Origin of the sequence: Acinetobacter sp. A47, assembly GCF_000805455.1 — a bacterium.
Lineage (GTDB): Bacteria > Pseudomonadota > Gammaproteobacteria > Pseudomonadales > Moraxellaceae > Acinetobacter.
This window is the reverse complement of record NZ_JSUS01000032.1, coordinates 549,979-575,802: the sequence shown is the minus strand read 5'-3', so window position 1 is coordinate 575,802 and position 25,824 is coordinate 549,979. Positions and strand designations below refer to the sequence as shown.

28 protein-coding genes and 1 pseudogene are annotated in these 25,824 nt (G+C 42.2%); 18 read left to right on the top strand and 11 right to left on the bottom strand.

Annotation, left to right across the window (positions count from 1 at the left end; genetic code table 11):
- The first annotated feature begins 447 nt into the window (after positions 1 to 447).
- From OC23_RS09255 to OC23_RS09215, 8 genes and pseudogenes are all read left to right on the top strand, one after another.
- A complete protein-coding gene (locus OC23_RS09255) occupies positions 448 to 660 on the top strand; it encodes a hypothetical protein (protein ID WP_152607816.1) in 213 nt (70 codons plus the stop codon).
- A 503-nt stretch (positions 661 to 1,163) separates the two neighbouring features.
- Positions 1,164 to 1,685: a low molecular weight protein-tyrosine-phosphatase gene (locus OC23_RS09245; RefSeq protein WP_038344309.1), complete on the top strand. Its 522-nt coding sequence runs from the start codon at positions 1,164 to 1,166 to the stop codon at positions 1,683 to 1,685.
- Between the two features lies 1 nt (position 1,686).
- A complete protein-coding gene (gene murB / locus OC23_RS09240) occupies positions 1,687 to 2,721 on the top strand; it encodes a UDP-N-acetylmuramate dehydrogenase (RefSeq protein WP_038344308.1) in 1,035 nt (344 codons plus the stop codon).
- Positions 2,722 to 2,729: 8 nt separating this feature from the next.
- Complete coding sequence (locus OC23_RS09235; protein WP_038344307.1) at positions 2,730 to 3,863, top strand: YdcF family protein; 1,134 nt, start codon at positions 2,730 to 2,732, stop codon at positions 3,861 to 3,863.
- Complete coding sequence (locus OC23_RS09230; RefSeq protein ID WP_038344306.1) at positions 3,863 to 4,891, top strand: alpha/beta hydrolase; 1,029 nt, start codon at positions 3,863 to 3,865, stop codon at positions 4,889 to 4,891. The genes OC23_RS09235 and OC23_RS09230 overlap by 1 nt, the downstream gene beginning before the upstream one ends.
- An 82-nt stretch (positions 4,892 to 4,973) precedes the next feature.
- Positions 4,974 to 5,492 carry a hypothetical protein gene (locus OC23_RS09225; protein ID WP_038344305.1) on the top strand — a complete coding sequence of 173 codons (519 nt, stop codon included), beginning with the start codon at positions 4,974 to 4,976 and terminating at the stop codon, positions 5,490 to 5,492.
- A gap of 59 nt (positions 5,493 to 5,551) precedes the next feature.
- Positions 5,552 to 6,280 (top strand): hypothetical protein, encoded by a 729-nt coding sequence (locus OC23_RS09220; protein WP_038344304.1) that lies wholly within the window; start codon positions 5,552 to 5,554, stop codon positions 6,278 to 6,280.
- A pseudogene (locus OC23_RS09215) lies at positions 6,281 to 6,934 on the top strand (hypothetical protein).
- Positions 6,935 to 6,986: 52 nt separating this feature from the next.
- On the opposite strand, the gene OC23_RS09210 reads toward OC23_RS09215, so the two are convergent.
- On the bottom strand, positions 6,987 to 8,657 hold the full coding sequence (locus OC23_RS09210; protein ID WP_038344303.1) for an FMN-binding glutamate synthase family protein: 1,671 nt from the start codon (positions 8,655 to 8,657) through the stop codon (positions 6,987 to 6,989).
- A gap of 556 nt (positions 8,658 to 9,213) precedes the next feature.
- Here OC23_RS09210 and OC23_RS09205 point away from each other — a divergent pair.
- On the top strand, positions 9,214 to 9,693 hold the full coding sequence (locus OC23_RS09205) for a hemerythrin domain-containing protein (RefSeq protein WP_038344302.1): 480 nt from the start codon (positions 9,214 to 9,216) through the stop codon (positions 9,691 to 9,693).
- A 246-nt stretch (positions 9,694 to 9,939) separates the two neighbouring features.
- Complete coding sequence (locus OC23_RS09200) at positions 9,940 to 10,482, top strand: glycine zipper domain-containing protein (RefSeq protein WP_038344301.1); 543 nt, start codon at positions 9,940 to 9,942, stop codon at positions 10,480 to 10,482.
- Between the two features lie 170 nt (positions 10,483 to 10,652).
- Here OC23_RS09200 and OC23_RS09195 read toward each other — a convergent pair whose 3' ends face one another.
- Together OC23_RS09195 and OC23_RS09190 are read right to left on the bottom strand one after the other, a co-directional pair.
- Positions 10,653 to 11,120, bottom strand: coding sequence for a hypothetical protein (locus OC23_RS09195; RefSeq protein WP_038344300.1), 468 nt, complete (start codon positions 11,118 to 11,120; stop codon positions 10,653 to 10,655).
- Between the two features lie 208 nt (positions 11,121 to 11,328).
- Positions 11,329 to 11,511 (bottom strand): hypothetical protein, encoded by a 183-nt coding sequence (locus tag OC23_RS09190; protein ID WP_038344299.1) that lies wholly within the window; start codon positions 11,509 to 11,511, stop codon positions 11,329 to 11,331.
- Positions 11,512 to 11,827: 316 nt separating this feature from the next.
- Between OC23_RS09190 and OC23_RS19290 the strand changes: the two genes are divergently transcribed.
- From OC23_RS19290 to OC23_RS09170, 5 genes are all read left to right on the top strand, one after another.
- Positions 11,828 to 11,989: a hypothetical protein gene (locus OC23_RS19290; RefSeq protein ID WP_171194766.1), complete on the top strand. Its 162-nt coding sequence runs from the start codon at positions 11,828 to 11,830 to the stop codon at positions 11,987 to 11,989.
- Between the two features lie 89 nt (positions 11,990 to 12,078).
- Positions 12,079 to 12,300, top strand: a complete 222-nt coding sequence (locus tag OC23_RS09185) for a hypothetical protein (protein WP_038344298.1) — start codon at positions 12,079 to 12,081, stop codon at positions 12,298 to 12,300.
- Between the two features lie 55 nt (positions 12,301 to 12,355).
- A complete protein-coding gene (locus tag OC23_RS09180; RefSeq protein ID WP_038344297.1) occupies positions 12,356 to 12,610 on the top strand; it encodes a hypothetical protein in 255 nt (84 codons plus the stop codon).
- Positions 12,611 to 12,880: 270 nt separating this feature from the next.
- The gene (locus tag OC23_RS09175; RefSeq protein ID WP_038344296.1) at positions 12,881 to 13,309 is read left to right on the top strand and encodes a hypothetical protein; all 429 of its coding nucleotides are present in this window, start codon (positions 12,881 to 12,883) and stop codon (positions 13,307 to 13,309) included.
- Positions 13,310 to 13,366: 57 nt separating this feature from the next.
- Complete coding sequence (locus tag OC23_RS09170; protein WP_038344295.1) at positions 13,367 to 13,594, top strand: hypothetical protein; 228 nt, start codon at positions 13,367 to 13,369, stop codon at positions 13,592 to 13,594.
- Positions 13,595 to 13,646: 52 nt separating this feature from the next.
- Here OC23_RS09170 and OC23_RS09165 read toward each other — a convergent pair whose 3' ends face one another.
- From OC23_RS09165 to OC23_RS09150, 4 genes are all read right to left on the bottom strand, one after another.
- Positions 13,647 to 14,324: a DUF421 domain-containing protein gene (locus tag OC23_RS09165; RefSeq protein WP_038344294.1), complete on the bottom strand. Its 678-nt coding sequence runs from the start codon at positions 14,322 to 14,324 to the stop codon at positions 13,647 to 13,649.
- A gap of 102 nt (positions 14,325 to 14,426) precedes the next feature.
- The gene (locus OC23_RS09160; protein WP_038344293.1) at positions 14,427 to 14,747 is read right to left on the bottom strand and encodes a hypothetical protein; all 321 of its coding nucleotides are present in this window, start codon (positions 14,745 to 14,747) and stop codon (positions 14,427 to 14,429) included.
- Between the two features lie 94 nt (positions 14,748 to 14,841).
- A complete protein-coding gene (locus tag OC23_RS09155; protein ID WP_038344292.1) occupies positions 14,842 to 15,024 on the bottom strand; it encodes a hypothetical protein in 183 nt (60 codons plus the stop codon).
- A 243-nt stretch (positions 15,025 to 15,267) separates the two neighbouring features.
- Positions 15,268 to 15,744, bottom strand: a complete 477-nt coding sequence (locus tag OC23_RS09150) for a CinA family protein (RefSeq protein WP_038344291.1) — start codon at positions 15,742 to 15,744, stop codon at positions 15,268 to 15,270.
- Between the two features lie 231 nt (positions 15,745 to 15,975).
- Between OC23_RS09150 and OC23_RS09145 the strand changes: the two genes are divergently transcribed.
- On the top strand, positions 15,976 to 17,385 hold the full coding sequence (locus OC23_RS09145) for an iron-containing redox enzyme family protein (RefSeq protein ID WP_038344290.1): 1,410 nt from the start codon (positions 15,976 to 15,978) through the stop codon (positions 17,383 to 17,385).
- Positions 17,386 to 19,584, top strand: coding sequence for a catalase HPII (gene katE, locus OC23_RS09140; RefSeq protein ID WP_227505548.1), 2,199 nt, complete (start codon positions 17,386 to 17,388; stop codon positions 19,582 to 19,584).
- A gap of 57 nt (positions 19,585 to 19,641) precedes the next feature.
- Here katE and OC23_RS09135 read toward each other — a convergent pair whose 3' ends face one another.
- From OC23_RS09135 to OC23_RS09125, 3 genes are all read right to left on the bottom strand, one after another.
- Entirely contained in the window at positions 19,642 to 20,610 is a 969-nt protein-coding gene (locus OC23_RS09135; RefSeq protein ID WP_038344288.1) for a methyltransferase, read from the bottom strand.
- A gap of 53 nt (positions 20,611 to 20,663) precedes the next feature.
- The gene (locus OC23_RS09130) at positions 20,664 to 21,542 is read right to left on the bottom strand and encodes an SDR family oxidoreductase (protein ID WP_038344287.1); all 879 of its coding nucleotides are present in this window, start codon (positions 21,540 to 21,542) and stop codon (positions 20,664 to 20,666) included.
- A gap of 153 nt (positions 21,543 to 21,695) precedes the next feature.
- Positions 21,696 to 22,112, bottom strand: a complete 417-nt coding sequence (locus OC23_RS09125; RefSeq protein ID WP_038344286.1) for a hypothetical protein — start codon at positions 22,110 to 22,112, stop codon at positions 21,696 to 21,698.
- A gap of 382 nt (positions 22,113 to 22,494) precedes the next feature.
- Between OC23_RS09125 and OC23_RS09120 the strand changes: the two genes are divergently transcribed.
- Positions 22,495 to 23,751, top strand: coding sequence for a KGG domain-containing protein (locus OC23_RS09120; RefSeq protein WP_038344285.1), 1,257 nt, complete (start codon positions 22,495 to 22,497; stop codon positions 23,749 to 23,751).
- Between the two features lie 314 nt (positions 23,752 to 24,065).
- Here the strand turns inward: OC23_RS09120 and OC23_RS09115 are convergent, their stop codons facing one another.
- A complete protein-coding gene (locus OC23_RS09115; protein WP_038344284.1) occupies positions 24,066 to 25,229 on the bottom strand; it encodes an iron-containing alcohol dehydrogenase in 1,164 nt (387 codons plus the stop codon).
- Between the last annotated feature and the right edge of the window lie 595 nt (positions 25,230 to 25,824).

Sequence of the window (25,824 nt, the reverse complement as noted above, 5' to 3'; positions counted from 1 at the left end):
ATAAAGCTAAATGATATTGATAAAATAATTTAAAATGATGGATTAATATTTGGTTTAAATTGTCTTAACCCGTCATAGAACTCAATAGATAGGCGATAGGTTGAGCACACCCCAGAATATACCAGTACTTTCTTAAAACCTAATCGTATAAGGGGTGGTGTTAGCCGGTTGAAATGAGAGTTTTAAGCGAAATGGCTATATTGTAATTATATGTAATTAAAGCGTGGCTTTTTAGTTTTAAGCAATTAGTTGTTAACCGTAATTGGGTGTAAGAGATTGAATTATTTTATTTGTTTTTATAGGTTTGTGGTTTTTCTAAAGATACATAAAAATGCGCAAATGAAATTTATTTAGAACAATGTAAATTTTGCAGGCTTTGTAATTTGTACGTGGCGATTAGCTTCGCTAATTAAGTCATCAAGTACATAATTTTAAAGAGTATAGAGCATGAAAAATCTAATGATTTCTTTTGTAGCACTATGTGCAATTTCAACCAGTACAATTGCTGCTGACATTTTTGTTCCTGAAACAGCTGCTCCTGAAGCAGCGATGAAAATCACGACCTCTGGCAAAACGCTTGTTGATCAAAAGTCTTCTGCCTTGGGGTTTTGGGAGTGTACCCCATTTCCTCAATATCCTTGGGAAAGACGTTGCCCATAATTTTTGATCAGCAACAAAAACCGAATATGTAGATAGAAAGTCGTACAGCCTGATTTTAATCTCATATTGAATGGCCACATCTTGTGGTCATTTTTATTTTCAAAATGAAGCAGTTGGGTTGCTCGAACTGATCATTAACAGCTCTATAAGGAGGGAACGTGCTTATTGATAGCAGGATTTAGTCATTTAAAACCTGTTGTGGTATTTATTGGTAATTTTTCAGAGAAATGAGACAGTGAAAAATAAAATCTGATCAAATTGAGCCGGATTGCGCCAGATCTGGTGTATATCCTTAATGCTAAAAAAGTACATATTCATAAAGAATATTCAATAGAGATCAACACGATTTCCTTTCAAATCAATGCAATTTTTGACAAAATACCTGAGGTCAGCGTAGCCAGCTCAGGCATAATGACATTGAGCAGTTTTGCCTTTATTTTGCAGGAATTTTGCATGCAATATTTTTATCTCCTTATAAAACAAAATATTGGAATGATTTTCAAATGACAGCACAATATAAGGTGTTATGTGTCTGTTTAGGAAATATTTGCCGTTCTCCAACTGCCGAGGCAATCCTCAGACATTATTGCGATCAGCATGGTCTGGCCGTGATGGTTGATTCGGCAGGAACCAGTAATTATCACCCCAATAAGGCGCCCGATGCACGCAGTCAACAGCATGCCATCAAACGCGGCTATGATTTGTCTGCTTTGAGAGCAAGGCAAATCCGTCTGGAGGATTTTGTCGAGTTTGACCTGATTCTGGCGATGGATCATGACAATTTTGATGATATTCAAGCACTCAGTCAAAAAGCGATTCAAAAGTTTGGTATAGCACAGATCCGGGCGAAAATTGCCTTGATGAGTGAGCACGATCCTCAATTTAGCCAACAGGCTGTGCCAGATCCTTATTATGGCGGTAGAGACGGGTTTGAGCGTGTGCTCGATCAATGTGAGTCCAGCAGTCAGGCCTGGGTCGAGATTTTTAAGAAGCAACTAAAAGCAGGGTTACAGGATTTAATTTAACATGCAAGTCAAAGAGCAGTTTTCGCTTAAACATTTAAATACATTAAATCTTAATGCAGTTGCTTCACATTATATCCAGATCAGTCAGCGCGATGAGGTTGTGGCTGCACTGGATTTTGCCGAGCAGCATCAACTTAACGTTCTGGTGTTATCTGGTGGCAGTAATGTGTTGCTGCCCCGGCAGCTCCAGGCTTTGGTACTACATTTGAATATTCAGGGTATTGAGCTTGTTGGGCAAGATGCTGAAACAGTGACGGTACGGGTGGGTGCAGGTCAGGTGTGGCATGACTTTGTTTTATATAGCACCCGACAACAGTGGTATGGTTTACAGAATCTGGCCCTGATTCCGGGGCTGGTCGGGGCTTCTCCTGTCCAGAATATTGGAGCTTACGGGGTTGAGGTGGGAGAGTTTATTGACTCGGTACAAGTGTATGACCGTAATTTAAAACAATTTGATTCAATTCCTGCACATGCATGCCAATTTGCTTATCGGCACAGTATTTTTAAAGACGATCCCAACCGTTACATCATTGTCAGCGTCACATTCAGACTGTTGAAGAAAGCCGAGCTTAGGCTGAATTATGGGGATCTGAAACAAGCTGTAGGTAATGAACTGACTGCAGAAAATTTACAAAACCAGGTCATTCTCATCCGTCAAAGCAAATTGCCAGATCCTAAACAATTCCCCAATGTTGGAAGCTTTTTTAAGAATCCGATTTTGTCTCAAGCCGAATTTGACAAAATTACTCAACAATTTCCAAACATACCGCATTATCCACAGCCAGACAGCAATGTTAAAGTGGCAGCAGGCTGGCTGATTGACCAGACTGGCTGGAAAGGCAAGCAATTAGGGCCTGTTGGCATGTTCCAGAAGCAGGCTCTGGTGCTGGTCAATTATGCCGATGCAGCGCTTACGGATGTACAAAACACCTATAAGGCTGTACAAAGTGATGTAAAACAAAAGTTTAGTATTCAGCTGGAGCCTGAACCTGTGTTATACAGTGAGCACGGTTTAATTCAAGCTCATAGTGGATGAGGAGATTTATGGCTAAAGTACATTGGATGGTCAGTTTAGTACGAGTAATTACCATATTATTCGTGCTATTGGGCTGTTTTGTGCTTTTTTTATATTCGCCTTTTTATTCACAGCTGGTTGTTAAGGGACTGAACCGTTTTGTGCCGGTCGATGTCAATGAAGTCGCGGCCCAGAGCCAGAAACCTGCTGCCCTGAGTGAGCATGAAACCCTGGAGCCGGGGTCTAATTTATGGATCGCCCGACAGGCTTATCTCAAGCTGATGGAAAGATCACTCCAATCGGAAAAATCTGAAGATTTAAGGCTGATTCAGGCACGTTATAAATTACTGCAACAACTGATTGTTGAAGAACAGGAAAAAGAAAAGGCTGAAGAAAAGAACCCGCCAAATATTTTACTGATGAGTGAGCGACCTGAACAGGATCAGGAAAGCTCGGCAGTAACGGTTACAACGCCTTTAGACTTTTTGCAATGGAACACGCCTGATAATCAGGCTTTAATGGGCAAATATATCGCTTTTTTAGAAACATATCCGATTGCATTGCCTGTCAATGAGCAGGATAAAGACGAAACCAATAAAGACCTGGTTGAATTGAAAAAGAATAAAGAAGGTACGCCTGAGCCTCAAAATAGGTCTCAGCCTAATGCCATTGTGGTCTTGGGCGGTGGTCTGACCTTGGGAGCAAATGGTAAGGATATTGTGGTCAATAACTACACCCGCCTGCGTCTGGAAAAGACCCTACAGGTTGAAAAAAAATATGCCTTGCCGATTGTTCTTAGTGGTGTGGAAGCGCCTTATATGCAGGCCTGGCTAAAAGAACGTGGTATAGAAGCAAAATTACTTGAAAACCGGAGTATGAATACTTGTGAAAATACCAGATTCAGCTCTTTATTGCTTCAGAAGAAAGGTGGTGCGCCTACGGTGATTCTTATTACCGATGAATATCATATGCCACGTACCCGTCGTTTGTTTGCCCTGAGTGGCATAGAAACCGTACCTGTGGTTGCACCAATGCCAACCACCCTGACAGACTGGCGTCCGAGTGAGCAGAACTATGACCACAGCCGCCGTGCCAATTATGAAATGCTGGCAACCATTCGTGATATGTTGTTTGGTTCAAGTGATTGTCGAGAGATACCATAATGTCCAATATTCCATTTTTAAATCCGACGATCTTAAAACAGCTGGATTTGCCAGTTCCGAATCGTGAAACCACGCCACTGGTTCTGGAAGCGCTGGATTTATCGGGCATTGCAGAAGCTTCAAAACCATTGCAAGCCTATCGCAAGCTTTACGGTCTGGATTTGCTGGATTGTGAGCATTGGCAAGGCTATGTAGAAATGCCTTTGTTCCGTTTGCATGTGCAGGTCTTTCAGCCCAAGCAAGAAAAAATACAGGGCACAGTCTGTTTATTGCATGGCTATCTGGAGCATAGCGGAATTTATCAGCCCATTATCAAGGAAATCCTGGAACAGGGCTTTAGTGTAGTTACTTATGATTTGCCGGGGCATGGTCTCAGTAATGGTTCACCGGCCAGCATCCAGAACTTTGATCATTATCAGCAAGTCTTGCATGCGGTTTATGAGGCAGTGCATGGTGCCAGACAGTTGCCAAAACCCTGGCTGGGAATAGGTCAGAGTACGGGCGGTGCCATCTGGATGCACCATTTGCTTGAGTTTGCCGAACGCCGTGAAGATCCGTTTGTAGACCGGGTGTTGTTGTTATCTCCACTGATCCGGCCTGCGAAAACCGCATGGTGGCATAACTCGGTTGGGCTTGGCATTATCCGGCGTATTAAAAGTCAGGTGCCGCGACATTTCCGCCGCAATAACCATAATCCCGAATTTCTGCGTTTTATCCGTTTGACCGATCCGTTACAGCCGCGGATGATGGGAATGGACTGGATTCTGGCCATGTCAAAATGGATGCTGGAAATGGAGCAACGTCCGGCTTGCCGTATTCCTGTCTGGCTGGCACAGGGGGCACTCGACCAGACGGTAGACTGGCGTTATAACATTGAATATATTCGCCGTAAGTTCAGGTTGCAGACTTTGCTCATGTTAGAAGAAGGTTCGCATCAATTAATTAATGAACGGGCCGATATCCGTGCAGCGCTGACCGGCTTGATTCCTGCCTTTTTGCATGCCAAACCAAATTACTATTATTATTGATTTTGCTTTGTTAGTGTTCATTTAAATGCTAGAATTTCTAATATTATAAAAAATATCAATATATTAGATATTCGGGGAAATAATGAAAAAAGGGACATTCAGGGGTTTTTGTGTCTTTATTCTGCTCGGCGCTGCCTTTCAGGTTTATGCCGAAGAGCTCTATAAATGTGTAACCAGTCAGGCAATAACCTATCAAAGCCGGCCGTGTCCGGTTCAGGCGAGCCAGAGAACAGCGTGTACGGGTTCGGCTGCTGATGGATTTACCGGCGATTGCCGTCAGCTGGAGCAGCAACGACAGCAAGCCATCACTATTGAAAAAAATGCTTATACGCAAGATCTGGCCGCAAATAAAACCAGAGCCATAAGCTCGAAATCTGCATTTCAAAGAACCGTGCTTGAATTTAGTCGCTGCAAACAGCGCGTTATGGCTTTGCAGAGATTGGCAGCATATGGTGATCGGCCTGCGCAGTTACTGGAAAATAACAGCCTGCTTTATGCAGCCAGAATCTGTACGGAAGATGGCGGGGTTTATTTAAGCTGCAATGCAAGTACCAATACGCTACTGACCCAGACCAGTTCGACCTGTTCATTTAAACGTTAATGCCGGGTTAACTTAAAGCTATTTATTTTCAAATATTAAAAATAACAGGGAAATGCGCAATGAAAGCAGCATTAATTGTCATCGGGGTGATTTTCACAGTTTTCTTATTGTTAAATCGTTGTTCACAGCATGAACCGGCAACAGCACAGACAATACAGAACAATCCAGTTGAACAACGGCAAACCACGCTAGATCAGATCGTTCTGTTACAGCCACTGAAGCAACATGCGTTTAAAGATTACGAAACAATTCAGCAAACGGCCAATGCGGCAGTTCAACCTGAAGAAATGCTGGCCGCAGTCAACAGCACGTTGTGGTGGAAGCTTCGAGAGATTGTCGAAAAGCAGGCGGATGATGAGGGGCAACGTTTATGGGCGAAAGCGTATTTACAGCAACTGTATGATGCTAAAAGGAAAGGCAATTGTTTTGCTGTCGCATTTCCTTTGTATGGTAAAACGACGATCGATGAACGAAGAAACTTGCTGAGTATTGCTACACAGCAACAGACCGCGGCTGCGCTGAATTATATTTTAACCCATCAAGGTTCACGTTCAGTGGTTGACCGTATGCAAGCCCCGCCAGCGTGGATTCAAATTGCAGAAAAGCTAAGGCAGGATTATGGCGCTGATGCCGATCTGCTCAATGCAGGTGAAACTGCACCCGATAAAAACAGGCAATGTGAAGTGGTGATACGGAGCTTTGAATACATTTTATCTTTACCTGCCGAACAACAGGGGCCGGTGCTTCGCTGGATGCTGGACCGTCATATTGCCGTGAGTGTTTTTTAGATGAAATGGTGGAGTAAAAATGCGCATCTTAATGTCAAGCAGAACTGGATCCGGGCTGTATTTATTTTTGCTGTAAGCATTATTTTGATTGCATGTAGTCAGGTGAAGCATGAGCCTAAGGCAGGAGAATATGGCGAAAAGCTGGTAAATTCGATCCTGTTAACCCCGAGTGAGATTCAGGCTTTAAACAAGGCCGTTATGGATCCACCGAAGGATGCTTTTCAACGGCCAAATGTGGGGATCAGTTTTCAGGCGGATGCAGCCCAAAATCCTTACCGTTTTGTGCTGGTTGTGAAAGGAACCACCGTGCAAGCCGGAAAAACCGAGTTAAAGTGGATCGGGGGCGTACAAAGTGAAAATTCCAATGGTTATCATCCTGAAGTTTTTCAGAGCGATGATTCGCATGGTTATGAGGCCAATGAATCCATATTATTGGTGGTTAGCTCAGATCCATTTTCAGTAAGTGAGTCAAATAACGGCATGAATTATGCGGTTCAGGCCGAATTGATGGAAGCTTCAAACCTTCAGTTCCAGTCTGTCGAACTACAAATCTGGCAGGGTAAGGGCTCACAATACAATTAGACTGCTTATCTGAAATTTTTGCTAATCCTGATGATGGCAATTTTTGGGATTTACCGCTTTATTGGCCGGTAGTCCAGCTTTTATATGCAAAAAAAAACCACTCGAAAGTGGCTTTTTTTAAGGCTTAGAAACGGTTTGGATCGGCAAGTTTCCACATGCGATAGTAGAAATTGTCCTCATCTTTTAAATCACCCAGCAGCAACTCATTTTCCTTTAAGAAGAAATGGATTTGTGCATAGTTCTTGATTTCACGGTCATTCATGCGTTGCGCTAAATGATGTGCCTTGATTTCAGAAGGATGATTCAGACCGGCTGCTGCGATCATTTCAGATAATGCATGTAGTGTGTTTTTATGGAAATTAAACACGCGTTCGCCTTTGGTTGGGACATCAATGGCTTTTTGGCGGTCTTTATCCTGAGTGGCGACACCCACTGGACATTGGTTGGTATGGCAGCTTTGTGCCTGAATACAGCCCACCGCAAACATAAAGCCACGAGCCGAATTGACCCAGTCAGCACCAAGCGCAAAGGTACTGGCAATATCAAAGGCGCTGATCATTTTTCCGCTGGCACCGATCTTGATCTGGTCACGCAGGCCGGCTCCTACCAGGGTATTGTGTACAAAGCGGAGCGCTTCTCTTAATGGTGTACCGATGTAGTCACTAAATTCGATAGGCGCAGCGCCGGTACCGCCTTCGGAACCATCAACCACCACAAAATCCGGAATAATTCTGGTTTCCAGCATGGCCTTGACAATGCTCATGAACTGCCAGGGCTGGCCGATACATAGCTTAAAGCCAACCGGTTTACCACCAGAGAGTTCACGCAGCTGCTGGATAAAGTGCATCATCTCAATCGGGGTATTAAAGCTTGGATGCTTGGACGGAGAAATGCAATCATGATCACGGGAGATGCCACGGATGCGTGCGATTTCTTCAGTAATTTTATGCTTGGGTAAAATCCCGCCATGCCCCGGTTTTGCACCTTGAGAAAGCTTGACCTCGATCATTTTGATCTGCGGGTTTTTGGCTTGCTCGGCAAATTTTTCTGGAGAGAACAGGCCTTCCGGGGTACGGCAACCAAAGTAACCACTGGCAATTTGCCAGACAATATCGCCGCCGTTTTCCAGATGATAAGGGCTTAAACTACCTTCACCGGTATCATGATAGAAGTGGCCCAGAGCTGCACCTTTATTCAGGGCGCGGATGGCATTTGCACTCAAGCTACCAAAGCTCATCGCCGAGATATTCATGATTGAGGCACTATAAGGCTGGCTACATTGTGCATTACCAATGTTTACACGAAATGTAGCCGGATCTGCCGGTGGACAAGGTGCAATCGAATGTACGATAAAACGGTAATTGGGTTCATAGACATCAATAATTGAACCAAAAGGCTTGTCGGCATTTTCATTCTTGGCCCGTTGATAAACCAGACTGCGCTGCATGCGTGAGAAAGGTAAGGCATCCTGATCAGATTCAATAAAATACTGACGAATTTCTGGGCGGACATCTTCAAAAATAAAACGGAAATGTCCCAGAATCGGGTAATTTCTTAGAATTGCGTGTTTCTTTTGTAATAAATCATACAGTCCTAACAGACTCAGCAAACTGCTCACCAGCCACAGGCTATTTAACAAGGTATCTGAAATGAAGTAATAGATACTATGCGGTGTATAGATGGTTTTAAACCAGGTAATGCTTAACGCAATGAAAATACAAAGAAACCAGACAGAATGTCTTGAAAAGAAGGTGTTAAGTAATTTATGTCTTATAGCTTGTGCCGGACTAGCCATAGCGAGGAGATTCCTGAAAATAAAGCAATGAACAAACCATGCCAAGAACCCGCCTGAACCACAAGTAGTGAATTGTTAGATATGAGAATTATTCTCTTATAAAAGATTAACCTAGACCCGTTTTGCCAGATTAAAATCATGCTTTGCTAAGCAATAGATGAAGCTCTAATAAATCTGTTTTTTTCTTAAAAATCATATAAAAACAATAAAAATAACAATGATTACAAAATATATAACTGAAATTTATGATAATAGTAAAGAATATAAAAAGCGAAGCATGCTAGAAACAGCACAACATCTGCGGAGCACTGAAAAGATATAAAAACTTAAAAGAGGGAAACCAGTTTGCGTCAGCATTATTTAAAAGGTCGGAATTTTGTCTACCTATCTAGTCAACAGAATGAGTCAATAGATGACTTGTCTAGGTGAGAAGAGAAGAAGCGTATGAGGCTTTAAATCTCTGGAAACTTACCCGGGAGTGTTCCAACCAACCATTGTAAAAAATTGATATCTCTGATTTTAAATATAAATTTCACGATAGCCAAAGGGGTAAACCATGCCAAAACGTGAGAAAACCTTAACCATATTTGAAGCTCTAAGAGAAAGCCATGAAAAACAGCGTGAATTTTCTGAGAAGCTGATTCAGACCTCTGGTGATACGGCAGAAAGAAGAGAACTGTTTGAATTATTAAAGAACGAGTTATTTGCCCATGCCGTGGCCGAAGACCGCTTTTTATATATCCCCTTGATGATGACCGATTCCGGTTTGAATATTACCCGCCATGCTCTTGCCGAACATCATGAAATGGATGAACTGCTGGAAAAGCTGACCGAAACTGAATTTGACAATCCCGGCTGGCTGGCAATTGCGAAAAAATTATCGCATGTGGTGCACCATCATCTGGAAGAGGAAGAACACCGGTTTTTCCAGCAGGCAGGAAAAATTCTGGCAGATGAGCAAAAGCTGGAGCTGGCTGAAAAGTATCAGGCTGAATATATAAAATATCTGAAGAAAGACAAAGACAGCCTGACTTGAACAAATAGTGCTTTTTTATAGATAAGACCCTCTTGATGAGGGTTTTTTTATGGCTGGTCAGAATGATTTATTTCAATATATTTCTCGTTTTACCTGAACGCATAAGCATTAACCTAAAAAAAATTCTTATAACGCTTTTTAACACAGATCACATTTAGTGTGAATGTTACCAACAGTTCATTCAATCTGCATCACGATTATAGATGGGGATAGCGATGAATTATTTTTTGTTAAAGGAGAATAAAGATGATAAATAATGAAGATTATGATCGTGAACGTATCAAGAATTCCTCTGACGAGGTGAAGAAAGAGTTAAATGCAGATCCGATCACAGGTGAACCGGGCTCTCATCCTGTAGGAACCGGTGTTGGGGCCGTAGGTGGTGCGGCAGCTGGTGCTGCTATCGGGAGTGCGGGTGGCCCGGTGGGCACATTAGTCGGCGGCGCTGTAGGTGCCCTGGTTGGTGGTCTGGCAGGCAACGCGGTAGGCGAGGCGATTGACCCGACGGTAGAGGATGCATACTGGCGGGAGAATTATCTCAACCAGCCGTATTACAATGAAGCCAAAGCCAAGTATCCCGATCTGGACTATGATCGTGACTATCGAGGAGCTTACCGGGTCGGCTATGAAAAACGTTATGACTATGACCCTGATGCGGCTTTTGAAGATGTCGAACCCGAATTAAGAACCCATTGGGAACAGGGTAAAGCCGAGTCGCGTTTGAGCTGGGATGAAGCACGCCATGCTTCACGTGATGCCTGGAACCGGACCAATGACCTGACCCGTTAACGTGCAAGTTTTAACATAGTCTCCGGCCCCTGTTCTGCGTGAACAGGGGTTCTTTTTTATCAGAAACCCTGATAAAGCCAGACAAAAGAAAGCCGCCCATATGGACGGCTGCTGAACAAGCAGCAAACAATAGAAGTGTGAACGGTCAGGAGCCCACTTCTATTTTCGGGTTAATGGCTTTTATTGAACGTTTCCATAAACTCTTCAGACTTAAAATAAGAGTTGATCAGTTCGCCACTTTTTGAATATTCGGGCTTCGCAGGGATGTCTTTTTTGCTTTCTCTGGGCGTGGTGTATTTAAACTCAGGCGGAATCTCTTTGCGGATCGGCGGCAATTTTTTTTGCCCATCCGTGGTAATTCTCTGGATAAAACCTGCCAGCCATAAGATAAACTCACCTTCATTCTTTATGGTCGGAATCAGGCTAATATCGAGTTGTACCTTACATTCGGCATTCGGTTTATTGAGGCACTCTTCAAAGTCGATAAAATTATAAAGTAATTTTAACTTGGTTCCTTTTATTTCCTTACGGATCTCAATCATTAACTTGTTCAAGTTTTCCAAAGGATCATTACTAAAGTCTTTGTTTTGCTTTAATTCTTTACAAACTTTTTCAGCTATCCGCAAAAATTGTGGCATATCTTACTCTCCCAAAGCCCTGGTCATTTAGAGATTATGAAGAGTTTTAGGTTTTTTATTGTGAAGCTTATGCCTGTTCTTGTGAATAGTAGGAGCTTTGTGCAAACAGGAATCTTGGCAAAAACGGAGCGATGTAGCTACATAAAGTAGCTGTCTATCAGGTAAGCCTGAGTTAACACAATGCAAAGCTCAGGCAGAACCGACCTAATTAGCAATATTCATAAACAATAAGCGCAGTAAATTTCGGAGTATTTTCACTGCTATGAGAATGACTCAGTTCTTTAATATTGACTTTATGGTTATTCTGAGTGAGTTCGTTTCTTAGCCAGTCATTAATATGGTTTTCCAGATCCTGGATTGAGTTTGACTCGAATGCTTTAATTTTGGCCATTATAATTCTCCCTTAAAATATATAAGACGTTGCTCATGTTAAATGAGTTTGTCTGATATTCTTTATAGAGTTTGTTCTTGTTTTGAAAAAAAGCCCTTTTTAACTTGTTTCTAAATATGTGCTTAAGATTATAGTCATTATGGAGTATAAGGTTAATTTTATATATTTTAGTGAGTTGTAGCCCTTTTGATAGATAAGGTTAAATCTGGACATTACATAAGGTTTCATTTTTTAAGAAAAGTAAAAAAACTAACAGGGAAAATTACATAAAAAATAACCAGTATAAAGGTTGTCTAAATACATCATGAGGTGCGTTATGTTAAAAACCATTCTGACTTTGGGAACTGGTGTGGCTTTAGGTTGTTATTACAAATCTCAGAAAGAGAAAAATAAATTATCGGATGAGAAAAAAGAGGATGATATTAACCTAAATGATGATATTAAAGGCAAGAAAGTCTTGAGTAAGTTCTTGAAATAATCATAAAAGGAAGCTTGCAAGCAGGCTTCTTTTATATTATGCCTGAACGCTATGACAGATAATGCTGGATAATAATATAAGGAAACAATATGGCTGCTAAAGATAATCAACTGATCGGTTCAAATGAAACATTGAATGCTCATTATATTGTAGATATGGACGAGTGGGATACGATAGCAAGCGGTAAGGCTATGGGAAGACATAAAAACAAAGAAAGCCCACGTAAAAATGAAAAGGCATTATTTGAGCGTCGAAAAAACAGGCTGGCCCACGAACGCAAAAAGCAATGCATGTGGATGATGGATGAATAAAAACAGGTGATGAAGCGTTTTTTAAAGAGTGATCAAATCTAGAGAGGTAATGAAAATGAAAAATGTATTGGTGAAAAGTCTAGCCTTAACCTTTGTTTTTGCGCTAGCGGGATGTGAAAAGAACCGGGATGCTGATGATCCTATGACCAAAGGTGAAACAACCACACCTCATTCGATGGAGGCAGAGCCGGTAAGTCCAAATAATGAAATGCATGATGATATGCAGAATAATACTTCGGCACCTGTTTTAGATGACAGTACCACTTCAGATGTTCATACCGGTACAGCGACATCAGGCCAGACACCATAAAACTCAGCCTGATAAAAGAGGATTAAAGTTTCTGATGGCTTTAATCCTCTTTTTTATTATTATTTATAGGGTTCTATGCCGATGCAAAATGATTAAAAAATATATTGTGAAGTTATTCACAGTAAAAAAAATTAGTGTCATATAACGCACTTATTGTGTTTTTTTATGTATGTGAAATTTATGGTTAATTTCAGAACTTAAAACAATGTTAACAATAGATTACTGTAAATCCTGCAAAATTCCTAAATAGAATATAAAAGGAATAATGTCATGCACCAATATTTAAAAATAGCTGAAAAAATTTATGATCAGGTTCAGTCTAAAAACGGTTTCAGTGATGATCCTGTAGAAGACCTTAATAATTTAATGATTGAATTAAGAGGTGTAATTAAGGCTTCTGGTTTTAAACTGCTCTATAATTACATTAATTTTGAAGATCTATTAATGAACTCAAAGGATCTGTCGATAAATCTTGATGTGAGTATATTGCCCAAAAGTAAAAATAAAGGAGAATATATACTCTGGTTATCTGGTTTTGTTGAAAAGCTGGTTGTTCCAAATAAAAAAACAGAGTCGAAACAGAAGAGTAAAGTTGTGGTACCAAACTATTATTATGATGACCTGGGTAATATTGTGAGCAAAACCAAAAACAGTAGTGAAGAAATTATTTCATATTTTAAGCATAAAGAAACGGTCTGATGAAATAAACCGGTCCTTCGTATTTTGCCAAGATTACTTTAAAACAGGAGTTTTAAGATGTCGAAACAATATATGCTAAAAGAAGTGGATGCAAGCAGTGAAACAGGGGACAAGATCATCGTAGAACAAATCTATGAGAAACTTCCTGCCCTGGACCTGATAACCAACGATCTGTCCTGGTCTCCTTTATCCAAGGTAGTCATTACTGACAAGGTCATTCAGCTCAATGAAGATATGACCTTTACCCATCCACGTACTGGCAAGATTTTTCGGCTCGGTCGTTGAAAGCTGTACCTTGTAACAGCCAAACCAATTATGGCATGACTCATGCCGATGCTTAATTGATGTGTGGAGTATTTAATGATTGGGCCCAATCTTTTCCTTTGCATCGGGGGCATTGACTTTCCAGATCAAGCAGGCGTTGGGTCATACCGCAATACATGCAGGAATAAAACAGCTCGGGATTAAGGTCGACCGCTTTTTTATAATGGTTTGGAAATAAGGGTAATCCCCATTTTGTGTCGTCATTGGCATAGAACAGGAGGCTAAGACAGCCATCGGTTTCCAGCAACGCCACTTTGACTTGCCCCAAATGCTCGACACTTTGCTGACGCATCTCTGCAAAAAACTCATCGTGGGAGTATTTTTCCTTTCTCATGTCCTGTATGACCATCAAGCCGTTTTCGACAATGCATAAAGGTTTACCTTCCAGAAGAATCTCGATTTTTTTACTTTTCATCATGGCCCAGGTGACCAGACGATATAAAATAATAATTGTGCACATCACCACAAAAGCCTGGGCGATGGGAGCATCGTCAATAAACATGGGGTCACCGGCCGCACTACCCAGACTCAGGATAATGGCCACCTCAAATATCGACAGTTGCCGAATACCACGTTTACCGGACAGTTTTAAAAAAATCAGGATCAGAAGAAACATCACACAACAGCGAATGATGATTTCAAAAACCAGCTCCCAGGTGGTGTCATGCAGGAAGATACCGATGAAATCCATTTTTTTAGCTACTCTTTCTTATAATTGGTAAGTGATTTATAGAATAAGCAATAAAAATGAGCTTATGTGTTAAATAAGCTCATTTTTTAACAGGGAGGGCATTTAGATTTTATCCCAGGCATCCTTGATCGCCTGTTTGGCCTGTTCCCATTTTAATCTTGATTCGGCCTTAAGCTCTTCCCATGATTCTTTAAGATTATCTTCGACATCTTCAAAACGGGTATTGCCATCATGTTCTGAACGTGCGCGGCTGCCTAGTTCGTAGGCTTTTGAAAAATCCCGGTCATAGTCTAAATCTGGTGTATCAAGTTGAGCTTCCTGATAATAAGGGCGTGTCACATAACTTTCACGCCAATGATCATTGGGATCAATAGATGTACCTGAACCCTGATTATTCTGATCAGTAATATTTTGATTTGTCATTATCGTTCTCCAGCATATTTCCAGCTTTAGATAAAATTTAGGAGAATATTAATTTATTCTCCTAAATATTGATGGATCTTAAAATAATCAAATATTATTTTTGCTGATTATTTTGGTTTGATCCTTGGCGGCCAGAATCTTTCTGATTTGAGCCTTGTTGCTGACGGTTGTCATTTTGCTGCTGTTGCTGCTGCTGACGGTTGTCATTGTTTGGATTTTGCTGTTGTTGCTGCTGATTATTACGTTCTTGGTTGCTTTGGTTATTTGTATTACTCATGATCGTACACCTCATTTGGTTGTTGATATTATCTGAGTAAATCAGATGGTTTAATTAAAACATATTTTTATTTGATGAATAGGGGGAGGCTGTTTCACTATATTTAAATGTAATACCCGGTTTTTAAGGAAATAATGCTTTTTGAATGAGTTAAGCATTTTTAATTAGGCGGATTGAAAACAGTATTAATATAAGTTTATATCATGGTAACATACTGCAACATAAAACAGGCATGGTGATAGGTCATATATCTTCTTTCTCGATAATGTTAACAATATTTATGCATATATCCTCAAGTAGCTGCTTCAATTTATCCTCAGGCTTTCCTTGGTATATCTGTTTGAAATTATAGATTTTATCTTTATAGCCTATACAGTAGAAAAAAGTCCCAACCGGTTTTTCCGGGCTTTCAGAGCCACCTTGTTTGAGTAATCCGGTGCAGGAGATATAAATATCTGAGCTAAATATATGCTTGCCTTTTTTAATCATCTCCTGAGTAACCTCGATAGATTCAGCACTATATTTCTCGATGAGGTCTGGAGAAATTTTTAAAACATGTTCTTTTACTTTTAAGTCATAGCAAACCAGACTGCCTGTTAGAATTTCTCCAGAAAATGGACTTAAAGAAAATTGATAGGCTAGATAACCGGCTGAGGCACTTTCAAGAAAGAATATGGAAAGGTTTTTTTGTGCCAGTAGCTGACATGATTTTTTAAACATTGCTTTCTCTTATTAAAGTTGATTTCTTAAATTATTAATTATTTTTTAATTTATTCCTGAATGAAATAATTCAAAATATTGAAATGTAAAAAACATATTTTTCTAATTCATTGAAATAAAACATTTAAACAAAATCTTTGTATCAGTATTAACTTATTTTAACAAAATCGAAATAGGAATAAAGGATGAGAAAAGTAAGGTAATTTTATATTTTCAATTCGGAGAATGGAAATGTCGGTTGTCGTAAAAAAAAGATTACTTGCTTTGTTACAAGACGATCATAAAAATTATTACGAGTTAGTTTCTTTCTTCCTTGATGGAGACATTTCTAACTTTGAAAAAGAGAAAAAAGCAGTCAATTTATTAACACATGAATTTGATACGATTCAACTCAGCCAGGTTTCCTTGCCCAGTCATGTTGAGGAAATAAAGCAATGGTATAACAGTGAAAACCGGCAAGTATGCCAACGCTATCAGGATTATTTAAGCCAGCGCAAGGCGGGTGCCGAACGGGAATATTTCAAGAATATCGGGCAGGCGTTCGAGTTTTTACTTAAAGTTGCGCCTGTAAAAAAAGTAGATGGCTCCTGGTTATACAGCATTATCAATTACTGGAATGATCCTGTATTTCATGACCTGATCCTGATTTATCTGGAAGAGCTGGGGCTAGGGCAGGCGAAGGCCAACCATGTCTGTATTTACGATGACTTGTTACGTAACCTGGGCCTGGACGATTTTGAGCTTTTTTTGGGGGATGAATATTACCATCAATCAGCGGTTCAGCTGGCTTTAGGCTATGCGCCACCAGAGTTTATCCCTGAAATTATCGGTTTTAATCTGGGGTATGAACAGTTGCCTTTGCATCTGTTAATTACCAACTATGAATTGAAAGAGCTGGGGATTGATGCCAAGTATTTCAATCTGCATATTACCATTGATAACCTCGACAATGGACATGCACACAAATCATTGAAAGTATTTGAAAATGTTTATAATAAATATAAGGATAAAGAACTTTTCATCAATAAGGTGAAACGTGGTTATGCCTTGAATCAGCAAGGTATTTCATCTTTACAGATCATTAAAAATCTCGATCTTGAAAACTTTGTATTTCAAATCTTAAAACGCAAGGCCCTGATCGGACAAATGGTCCATAACGAAAAGCAGGTTATTGGTTGCAAATCCATTAACCAGTGGCTTGCCAATCCACACGAAATCGGCAGTTTTATCAAGCAGCTGGTCGAGAAACGCTGGATTAAATTCAACTGTGATCCTGAAGAAAGCCTATTCTGGCGCATGATCAGCCATGAAGATGGAAAAATGTATGGTGTATTTACGCCAGCAGAAAGGCAGATCATCCATGACTGGATTGCAGGAGAGCAGTATTGCTCTACCGTTCTGCCTTATAAAAATAGCCTAAGCAAAGAACAACCCTTACATGATTATTTATTTAGTTATATCTCGGATGGTGAACTGGAGCATTTACAAAGCCGTGTGAGTCAGACAGACAATTTCGCTCTCAAGCTTTGTAAATTGACCCCTTTTCTTGCCCCCGAGTCTCATCACAAAAGCATCGGTCTATGGAGTACGCAAAAATATGTCGAACTGTTATTTCCTTATTTAACCGCCTCGCCGCGTTGAATAAGGAACAATAATCAAGAAACATCTAATCATTTTTTAGCCAACAATAAACAGGGTAGCCCAATGAATGACGATATCAAAGATAACAATACTCAAAGTGCTGTAGCTGGCAATACACCAGATAAAAGTAATACGACTGAAAAGACCAGACAGCTCGACCAAGTCAGAAGTGATGCCACCAATGAAGCATTGACCACCAATCAAGGGGTAAAGATTTCGGATAACCAGAACAGCCTGAAGGCTGGTGTGCGTGGTTCAACCCTAATCGAGGATTTTATCTTACGTGAGAAAATTACTCACTTTGACCATGAACGTATTCCGGAGCGAATTGTTCACGCTCGTGGTGTAGGGGCACACGGCTATTTTCAGGCATATGAAGGCAATGAACGTTTTACAAAAGCAGGTTTTTTAACTGATCCAACGATCCAGACGCCTATTTTTGTACGTTTTTCGACAGTCCAGGGCCCGCGTGGTTCTGCCGACACGGTACGTGATATTCGTGGTTTTGCCATCAAGTTTTATACGCACGAGGGTAATTTTGATCTGGTCGGCAATAATGCTCCGGTCTTTTTTGTTCAGGACGGGATCAAGTTTCCGGATTTTGTGCATGCCGTGAAACCTGAACCGCATACCGAAATTCCGACTGGCGCGACCGCCCATGATACTTTCTGGGATTTTGTCTCGCTGGTTCCTGAATCTGCCCATGCGGTCATGTGGGCCATGTCCGATCGTGCCATCCCACGCAATTTCCGCTCTATTCAGGGCTTTGGTGTGCATACCTTCCGTTTTATTGATGCCCATGAAAAAGCCCGTTTTGTCAAGTTCCACTGGACACCAAAACAGGGCTTGAGTGCCTTGGTCTGGGATGAAGCGCAGAAGCTGGCAGGAAAAGATCCGGATTTCCATCGCCGTGATCTGTATGAAGCCATTGAGCAGGGACTGTATCCTGAATGGGAACTCGGCGTACAGATTGTTGAGGAAGAAGATGAGATGAGCTTCGACTTTGACCTGCTTGACCCGACCAAAATCATTCCTGAAGAACTGGTACCGATTACCCCGATTGGCAAGTTTGTATTGAACCGTAATGTCGACAATTTTTTTGCCGAAACTGAGCAGGTGGCATTTTGTCCGGGGCATATTGTGCCGGGTATAGATTTTACCAATGATCCGCTGTTACAAGCTCGTCTGTTTTCGTATACAGATACGCAATTAAGCCGTTTAGGCGGGCCAAACTTCCATCAGATTCCGATAAATAAGCCGGTTTGTCCATTCCACAATAACCAGCGTGATGGACTACATCAGCATACAATTCATAAAGGACAGGCGGCTTATCAGCCCAACTCGATAGACAATAACTGGCCGGTTGAAATCCCGCCAGCTGCACAAAATGGCGGTTTTGAAAGCTATCAGGAACGCATTGACGGGCATAAGATTCGTCAGCGTAGCGAGTCTTTCTCGGATTATTTCTCGCAAGCCCGCCTGTATTATCGAAGCTTGGCGCCACATGAGCAAAAGCATGTGGTAGATGCCTATACCTTTGAACTGAGTAAGGTTCAACGCCTGCATATTCGTGAGCGTGAAGTTCAGGAAGTTCTGGCGAATATTGATGCCGATCTGGCCAGACAGGTGGGTAACAATCTGGGCATTGAGGTGCCGGACTTAACCGCCAACTTTAAACAGGCCAGTATTGAAAAATCCGAGAAACTTTCCATGCAGGCGTTTATTCCGGAGGATATCCAGGGGCGCAAAATCGCTGTCCTGATCCACGATAAGGTCAATGCCGCAACGTTACAGACAATTATTAACTGGTCACTTCAGGAAAATGCCATCGTACATTTACTCACCCCAATGCTTGCACCGGTCAAGGGGTTAAAAGACGAAGTCATCGCTTCAGATGGCATGCAGAAAGCCGAACCTTCTATCATTTATGATGCGGTCATCATTGCAGATGGTGATAATCTGGAGAGTGTTCTGGCTGATGGTGTGACCAAGCATTATCTGCTTGAAGCCTATAAACATCTGAAACCGATTGTATTTTTAGGGGATAAAGCGGAATTGCTGGACAGATTGGGCCTGATACCTGATGAAGGAACCTTGCTACAGGACGATTTCCGTCATGTCGCAGATAAATTAAAACAGCTGATACGTCATCACCGGATTTGGTCTAGAGAACCAGTATCCGAAGCCATACCGGCCTGATGCGCCATACAAAAAAGCTCCGTTAAAGGAGCTTTTTTTATGTCGGTCGGTGATTGCTCAGGCCGCAAACAGGGTAACCAGCACAATGGCAATCCGCTCTATATGCTGGTAGGCCGGCTGATCCAGCTCTTCGCCAAAAACATCCGGATCAATCTCTACATAATTGTATTTAAATTCTGGATAATTCTTTATCCATTCATCTACGGTTTCTAAAAAGCGGTTACCCTGATGGCTTATGGCAATGCCGGTATATAAAAACAGTGATCCTTGCGGACGAAGCCTGCTGATACCTGTTTTAAGGATATTAAAAGCCAGTTCAGTTCCATCAAGTGTATGACCGCCATGCCGGTATTGACGTTCATGTACATCCATCAGATAAGGCGGGTTGGCAAAAATCAAGTCAAACTGACCGTCCAGATCCGAAAACAGGTCGCTATAGGTTGGATGAAGGTTATCTATGCCGCTAAACATTTTATTGACCTGACTATAGAACAGGGCTTTAGGATTGATGTCGGCAGTAAAAATTTCGGCCGTGTCGGTCAATAATCTGGACATTGCAATGGCTACAGGAGAAGCCCCGCAACACAGCTCAACACTGCGCTGTACTGGATGGGGATGGTGCAGCACATATTGTTTAAGATGGTAATAAAAACGGTAAGTATCTGGCCCAAAGAAAACGGCATCCGTTTCAACTGTTGGAAAAGCGGAATGAATAAATAACTGGTCATCCAGTGAAGCGACCCGGACCGCACTGAGCCAGTGTTGCTGCTCGATATGGATCAGGTGGGCATTTTTTAAGATCAGAAAAAGCTGCGGATCCAGATCTTCCGGATAAAAAGGCAGGTTCCAGCCAAAAATATCCTTCAGACTTCTGAGCTCGGTGGGCTGGTTTTTTTTACGCATAAAGATGCGCTGATGACTAAGAGGAGTAATGACTGTAAAACGATAATGCCGTTTTTCTAAAAAATTGAGCAAATAAAGCAAAGCCCTTTGCTGTATCAGCTCCATATTGAAATGTTGATTCATTTTTCATCCTTTATTGTTATTAAAAAAACCTCCAGAAAGGAGGTTTTTGCAACTTAGCCATTTACAATTTCACCGCCATTGACATGAATAACCTGTCCGGTGATATAGCTGGCATCATCTGATGCCAGAAACAGGTAGGCCGGAGCCACTTCACTCGGTTGCCCCATTCTGCCCATAGGCGTGTCCTGACCAAACTTGGCGACGGTCTCTGCATCAAAACTGCTGGGTATCAGAGGAGTCCAGATCGGGCCGGGGGCAACGCCATTAACCCGAATCCCTTTTTTCTGTTTCATTAAATTATTGGATAAACTACGGGTAAATGTGGTAATTGCACCTTTGGTACTGGCATAGTCCATGAGTTCATCATGACCGTGATAACTGGTAATACTGGTGGTATTGATAATACTGTCACCTTCTTTTAAATGAGGAAGAACCGCCTTGGTTAAGTAAAACATGGAAAAGATATTGGTTTTAAAGGTCTTTTCCAGTTGTTCCGGACTGATATTGGCAAGATCTTTTTGCTGAAACTGGACACCCGCGTTATTGACCAGAATATGAATATTGCCAAATACCTTTATGGTTTCTTCAACACATTTTTCTGAGGCCTCAGGCTCACTGAGATCGGCTTTCATCAATAAGCAATGCTGGCCCTCCTGTTCAACCAGCTGTCTAGTTTTTTCAGCATCTTCCTGTTCTTCAAGATAAATAATTGCCACATCAGCACCTTCACGTGCAAACAGTACGGCAACCGAGCGGCCTATGCCGCTATCTCCACCACTAATCAGCGCCACCTTGTTGTGCAGTTTTTGGCTGCCTTTATGAGCTGGCTTGATAATTTCAGGCTCAGGATGCATGGCATCTTGCTGTCCTGGCTGGTGTTGTTGTACTTGGGCTGGTGCAGCAGTTGGATATTGATCTGGATTATTGCTCATTTTAAAGTCCTTGATCCTTGCGTGAGATTATTTTTAATCATCTTTGAAAAAGATGTTATTTTCGGTAAGGACAATGTTTTGATTAGTTGAAATTGTATTTTTTAAGTAGAGGCAGGTAAAAAAATATAAAATTTATCCATAAGAATAGCAGGGCTAGATAATCCATAAAATCTTGATGTGATGACTGGCAATAATATCTTCTACCAGCGTTCTATTATCTGTATCCTGAGTCCAGTTCTCAATCGGGGTGGTTTGATCCAGATTAAGGATTGCCCGGATTGTATTTTCAGCCATTTCGAGTTTGCCAGGTATAGTATCGCTATTGTGCGGTTCTAAATCCTTTAAAATGGCTTGCTCTTGCTCGCTTATTTCCAGATTTTCCCTGTTATCGGTGATATAGACATAGCGCTGAAACGGGAGTGTGATATCTTTTTTTTCGATCTTGTAAAAATGGCCTGATTCATACTCTACCCAGGCATCGTGATTGACATTGACATGCGCCAGCAAAATCTCAGGACTGATGAAGGCGATAAAGGTCGGTTTTAGTCCTACAGTCTGATTTGTCTCCATTTTATATTTCCTCACAATCTTTTAAGTCCAGAGAATTTTTAATGTCTTAAATCTGATTGTGACTTTAAACATAAGCTTTGTATTTTTTTATGTAAACCTTAATATTTTAGATGGCTGTTGTAAATGAATGTTTATTTGTAGAGTTTATTAATGGTTTCTTCATCGAGTTATTTAAAGCGTAAAATACGACCTTTATATTTATACGGTATTATTTAAAAACTCCTAAAATAACAGGCTGATATATTTTTTCTGGGAAAAGCATCGGGAAACATTTAAAAGTATTGAAACATAGCGAGGTTAGAGAAAAAGCATTTTATCTCTTATGGTGAATATAGCCGCTGATAACGGCGTATATATAATTTTAATAGAGGAAGAGATAATTATGGCTAATCAAGATTCTAGACGCGATGATCAAGATAATAACTCAGGTACCTCAAATCGTGGATTTGCGAGCATGGATCCAGATCGACTACGGGAAATTGCAAGCAAGGGTGGACGCGCAGCCCATGCAAGCGGAAATGCTCATGAATTTACTTCTGAAGAAGCACGCGAAGCTGGACGTATCGCACACTCACGTGGAAATGCCCACGAATTTACTTCTGAAGAAGCGCGTGAAGCTGGCTCTTTAAGCCATAAAAATGATCGCCGTTCTAGCAGTCGTTATGATGATGACGATGATTATGATGATCGCGGTGGCCGCTCTGGTGGCCGTGGTCGCAGCCGTCGTGATGATGACGACGATGATTATGATGATCGTGGCAGCCGCTCAGGTGGCCGTGGTCGCAGCCGTCGTGATGATGACGACGAAGATGACAACCGTGGTGGCCGTTCCGGCGGTCGGGGCCGTAGCCGTCGTGATGATGACGACGATGATTATGATGATCGTGGTAGCCGTTCCGGCGGCCGTGGTCGCAGCCGTCGTGATGACGATGATGAAGATGACAACCGTGGTAGCCGCTCAGGTGGTCGTGGTCGCAGCCGTCGTGATGACGATGATGAAGATGACGATCGTGGTAGCCGCTCTAGCGGCCGTGGTCGCAGCCGTCGTGATGATGACGATGAAGATGATAACCGTGGCAGCCGTTCCGGTGGCCGAGGCCGCAGCCGTCGTGATGATGACGATGATTATGATGATCGTTGTGGCCGTTCCGGTGGCCGAGGCCGCAGCCGTCGCGATGACGACGATGAAGATGACAACCGTGGTGGCCGTTCTGGCGGCCGTGGTCGTAGCCGTCGCGATGACGACGATGAAGATGACAACCGTGGCAGCCGTTCCGGCGGTCGGGGCCGTAGCCGTCGTGATGACGACGATGAAGATGATAACCGTGGCAGCCGTTCCGGTGGTCGAGGCCGCAGCCGTCGCGATGACGACGATGATTATGATGATCGTGGCAGCCGTTCCGGTGGTCGAGGCCGCAGCCGTCGCGATGACGACGATGAAGATGACAACCGTGGCAGCCGTTCCGGCGGTCGGAGCCGCAGCCGTCGCGATGATGACGATGACTATGATGATCGTGGTGGCCGTTCTGGTGGCCGAGGCAGTAGCCGTCGTGATGATGACGATGATGATTATGACAGCCGTGGCGGCCGTGGTCGTGGCAATCAAAAACGTGATGAATACGGGCGTTTTACCAGTTAGTCATCAACACATCATGTCTAGCTAGGGTCAAGATCAGGCAACTTCTGGCCTAGACTGCTAGTGAACAATAAATCCGGGATATTGAGTAATACGTTACTCAATATCCTTTTTGAATGTGAACAATGCCTAAAGAACTTAAATCTAAATAATAATAAATTGGTTTTAAGTATATTTTTTAACCTTAATCTCATTCTGGCATCGAAAGAAAGCACCAACATCGTCTAGCCAGACTGATAGGCAGTATTGATTGTGCCACTCCCCAGATGACAGATTTATTCCAGTCAGTTCATCCTTTGTTGATACAAAGCAGGCGGTTATGCGGTCCAGAGTTTCTGATACAGCTGAATAATTTGCTCACGGCTCGGGACAATCGGGTTATTGGCAGGAGAACCAGAAGCAAGCGCCTGCTCAGCCATGATCTGTACCACTTCATCAAAATATTGTTTATCTACACCAAACTCGGCCAGGGTGGGGACTTTCAGATCCTGATTCAATGCAATCAGGGTTTGGACAAGTTTCTGATTTGCACATTCGGTTGTATCATCCGGATGGGCGCAACCAATTGCTTTGGCACACTCGGCATAGCGTTCCGGTGCAGCGTGAATCGAAAACTCGGTAACGCTAGGTAACAGCATGGCATTGGATAGACCATGAGGCACATGGAAAAAAGCACCGATTGGCCGGCTCATGCCGTGAACCAGAGCAACAGAAGCATTGGAAAAGGCAATACCTGCCAAAGTTGAACCAAGCATCATTTTTTCACGGGCCGATGCATTGTCAGGCTGATGATACGCTTTTTGCAAATTTGGCCCGATCAGCTTCATGGCTGCCAGTGCCTGAGCATCGCTATACGGGCTTGCTTTCTTGCTGACATAGGCTTCCATGGCATGGGTCAATGCATCAATGCCGGTATCTGCAGTTGTGCGGGGTGGCAGCGATATTGTGAGCTCATAGTCGATAATTGCAGCAACAGGCAAAAAACCTAATCCGGCGCATAGCATCTTTTCACTGTTCTGCTCATTGGTGATGATGGTAAAACGGGTACATTCCGATCCTGTTCCTGCGGTGGTCGGGATGGCGATAATCGGAAGGCCACTTTCATTGACCTGTCGCGGGAATTTATAGTCAGCAATAACACCCCCATGCCGGCTCAAAATACTGATTGCTTTGGCACTGTCTATGGGACTGCCACCCCCGACAGCGATAATGGCATCATAATCATGGCTTTTGACATGATGAACACCTGCCTCAATCGAGCCGGATGTGGGTTCAGGAATGGTTTGATCAAAATAGTCACTCGCTATATTGGCGGCTGACAACAGCTCTTGAATTTCCTTGATATAGCCCAGTGAGACCATCATCTTGTCGGTGATAATTAATGGATAGCGGGCGCCCAGGCTTTCCAGAATGGCAGGAAGTTTGGCTCTGGCATTTTTCCCGATTTCCATGATCCGTGGAAGATGAATTGAGCAGGACATTTTTATTCTCCAGTTATAAAATGTTGTTGTTTTAAAATGGACCACACTTAGGAAGTCGTGTAATCACGCCACTGGGCCAACAGGAAAATCACGACCTATAAACTGTTGTCAGACATTGTTTAATAAAGTGCGTGCAGCTGTGAAGCGGGGAAATAGAGGCACACGTACAATTGAGCTAACTCATTGATATAGCAAATCGACTGGCAGTAACAACAAGACCGTTCCGCTTAGTCCTGGCATGGTTATAGTCCCTGTATTTTTATAATGCTATGAAATCCGTCATCCTTTATGTATATAGTTTAATCTTGTGCTCGTCAAACCGAAAACAGTCATGTGCATGCAGGCATCTAGGCCAGAAACACGGGCATTCCTTGCCCGCAGAGGGTTCAAAGCCCGATTTTAGTTGCCGTCAAAAGGGGAGCGTTGTTGGGCAGGTATTCCCCCGTTGATGGCATATTAAAAAGCGAATGGGTCAACTTGGCCTCATGTATCTTGTTTTATTGGCAATCATGTATGTCAAATTATTCAGGCAAGGTCCGGGTAATATCAGACAATTGATGATAGCGCCTGGTCTGTCGGTAAAATCCATATAGTG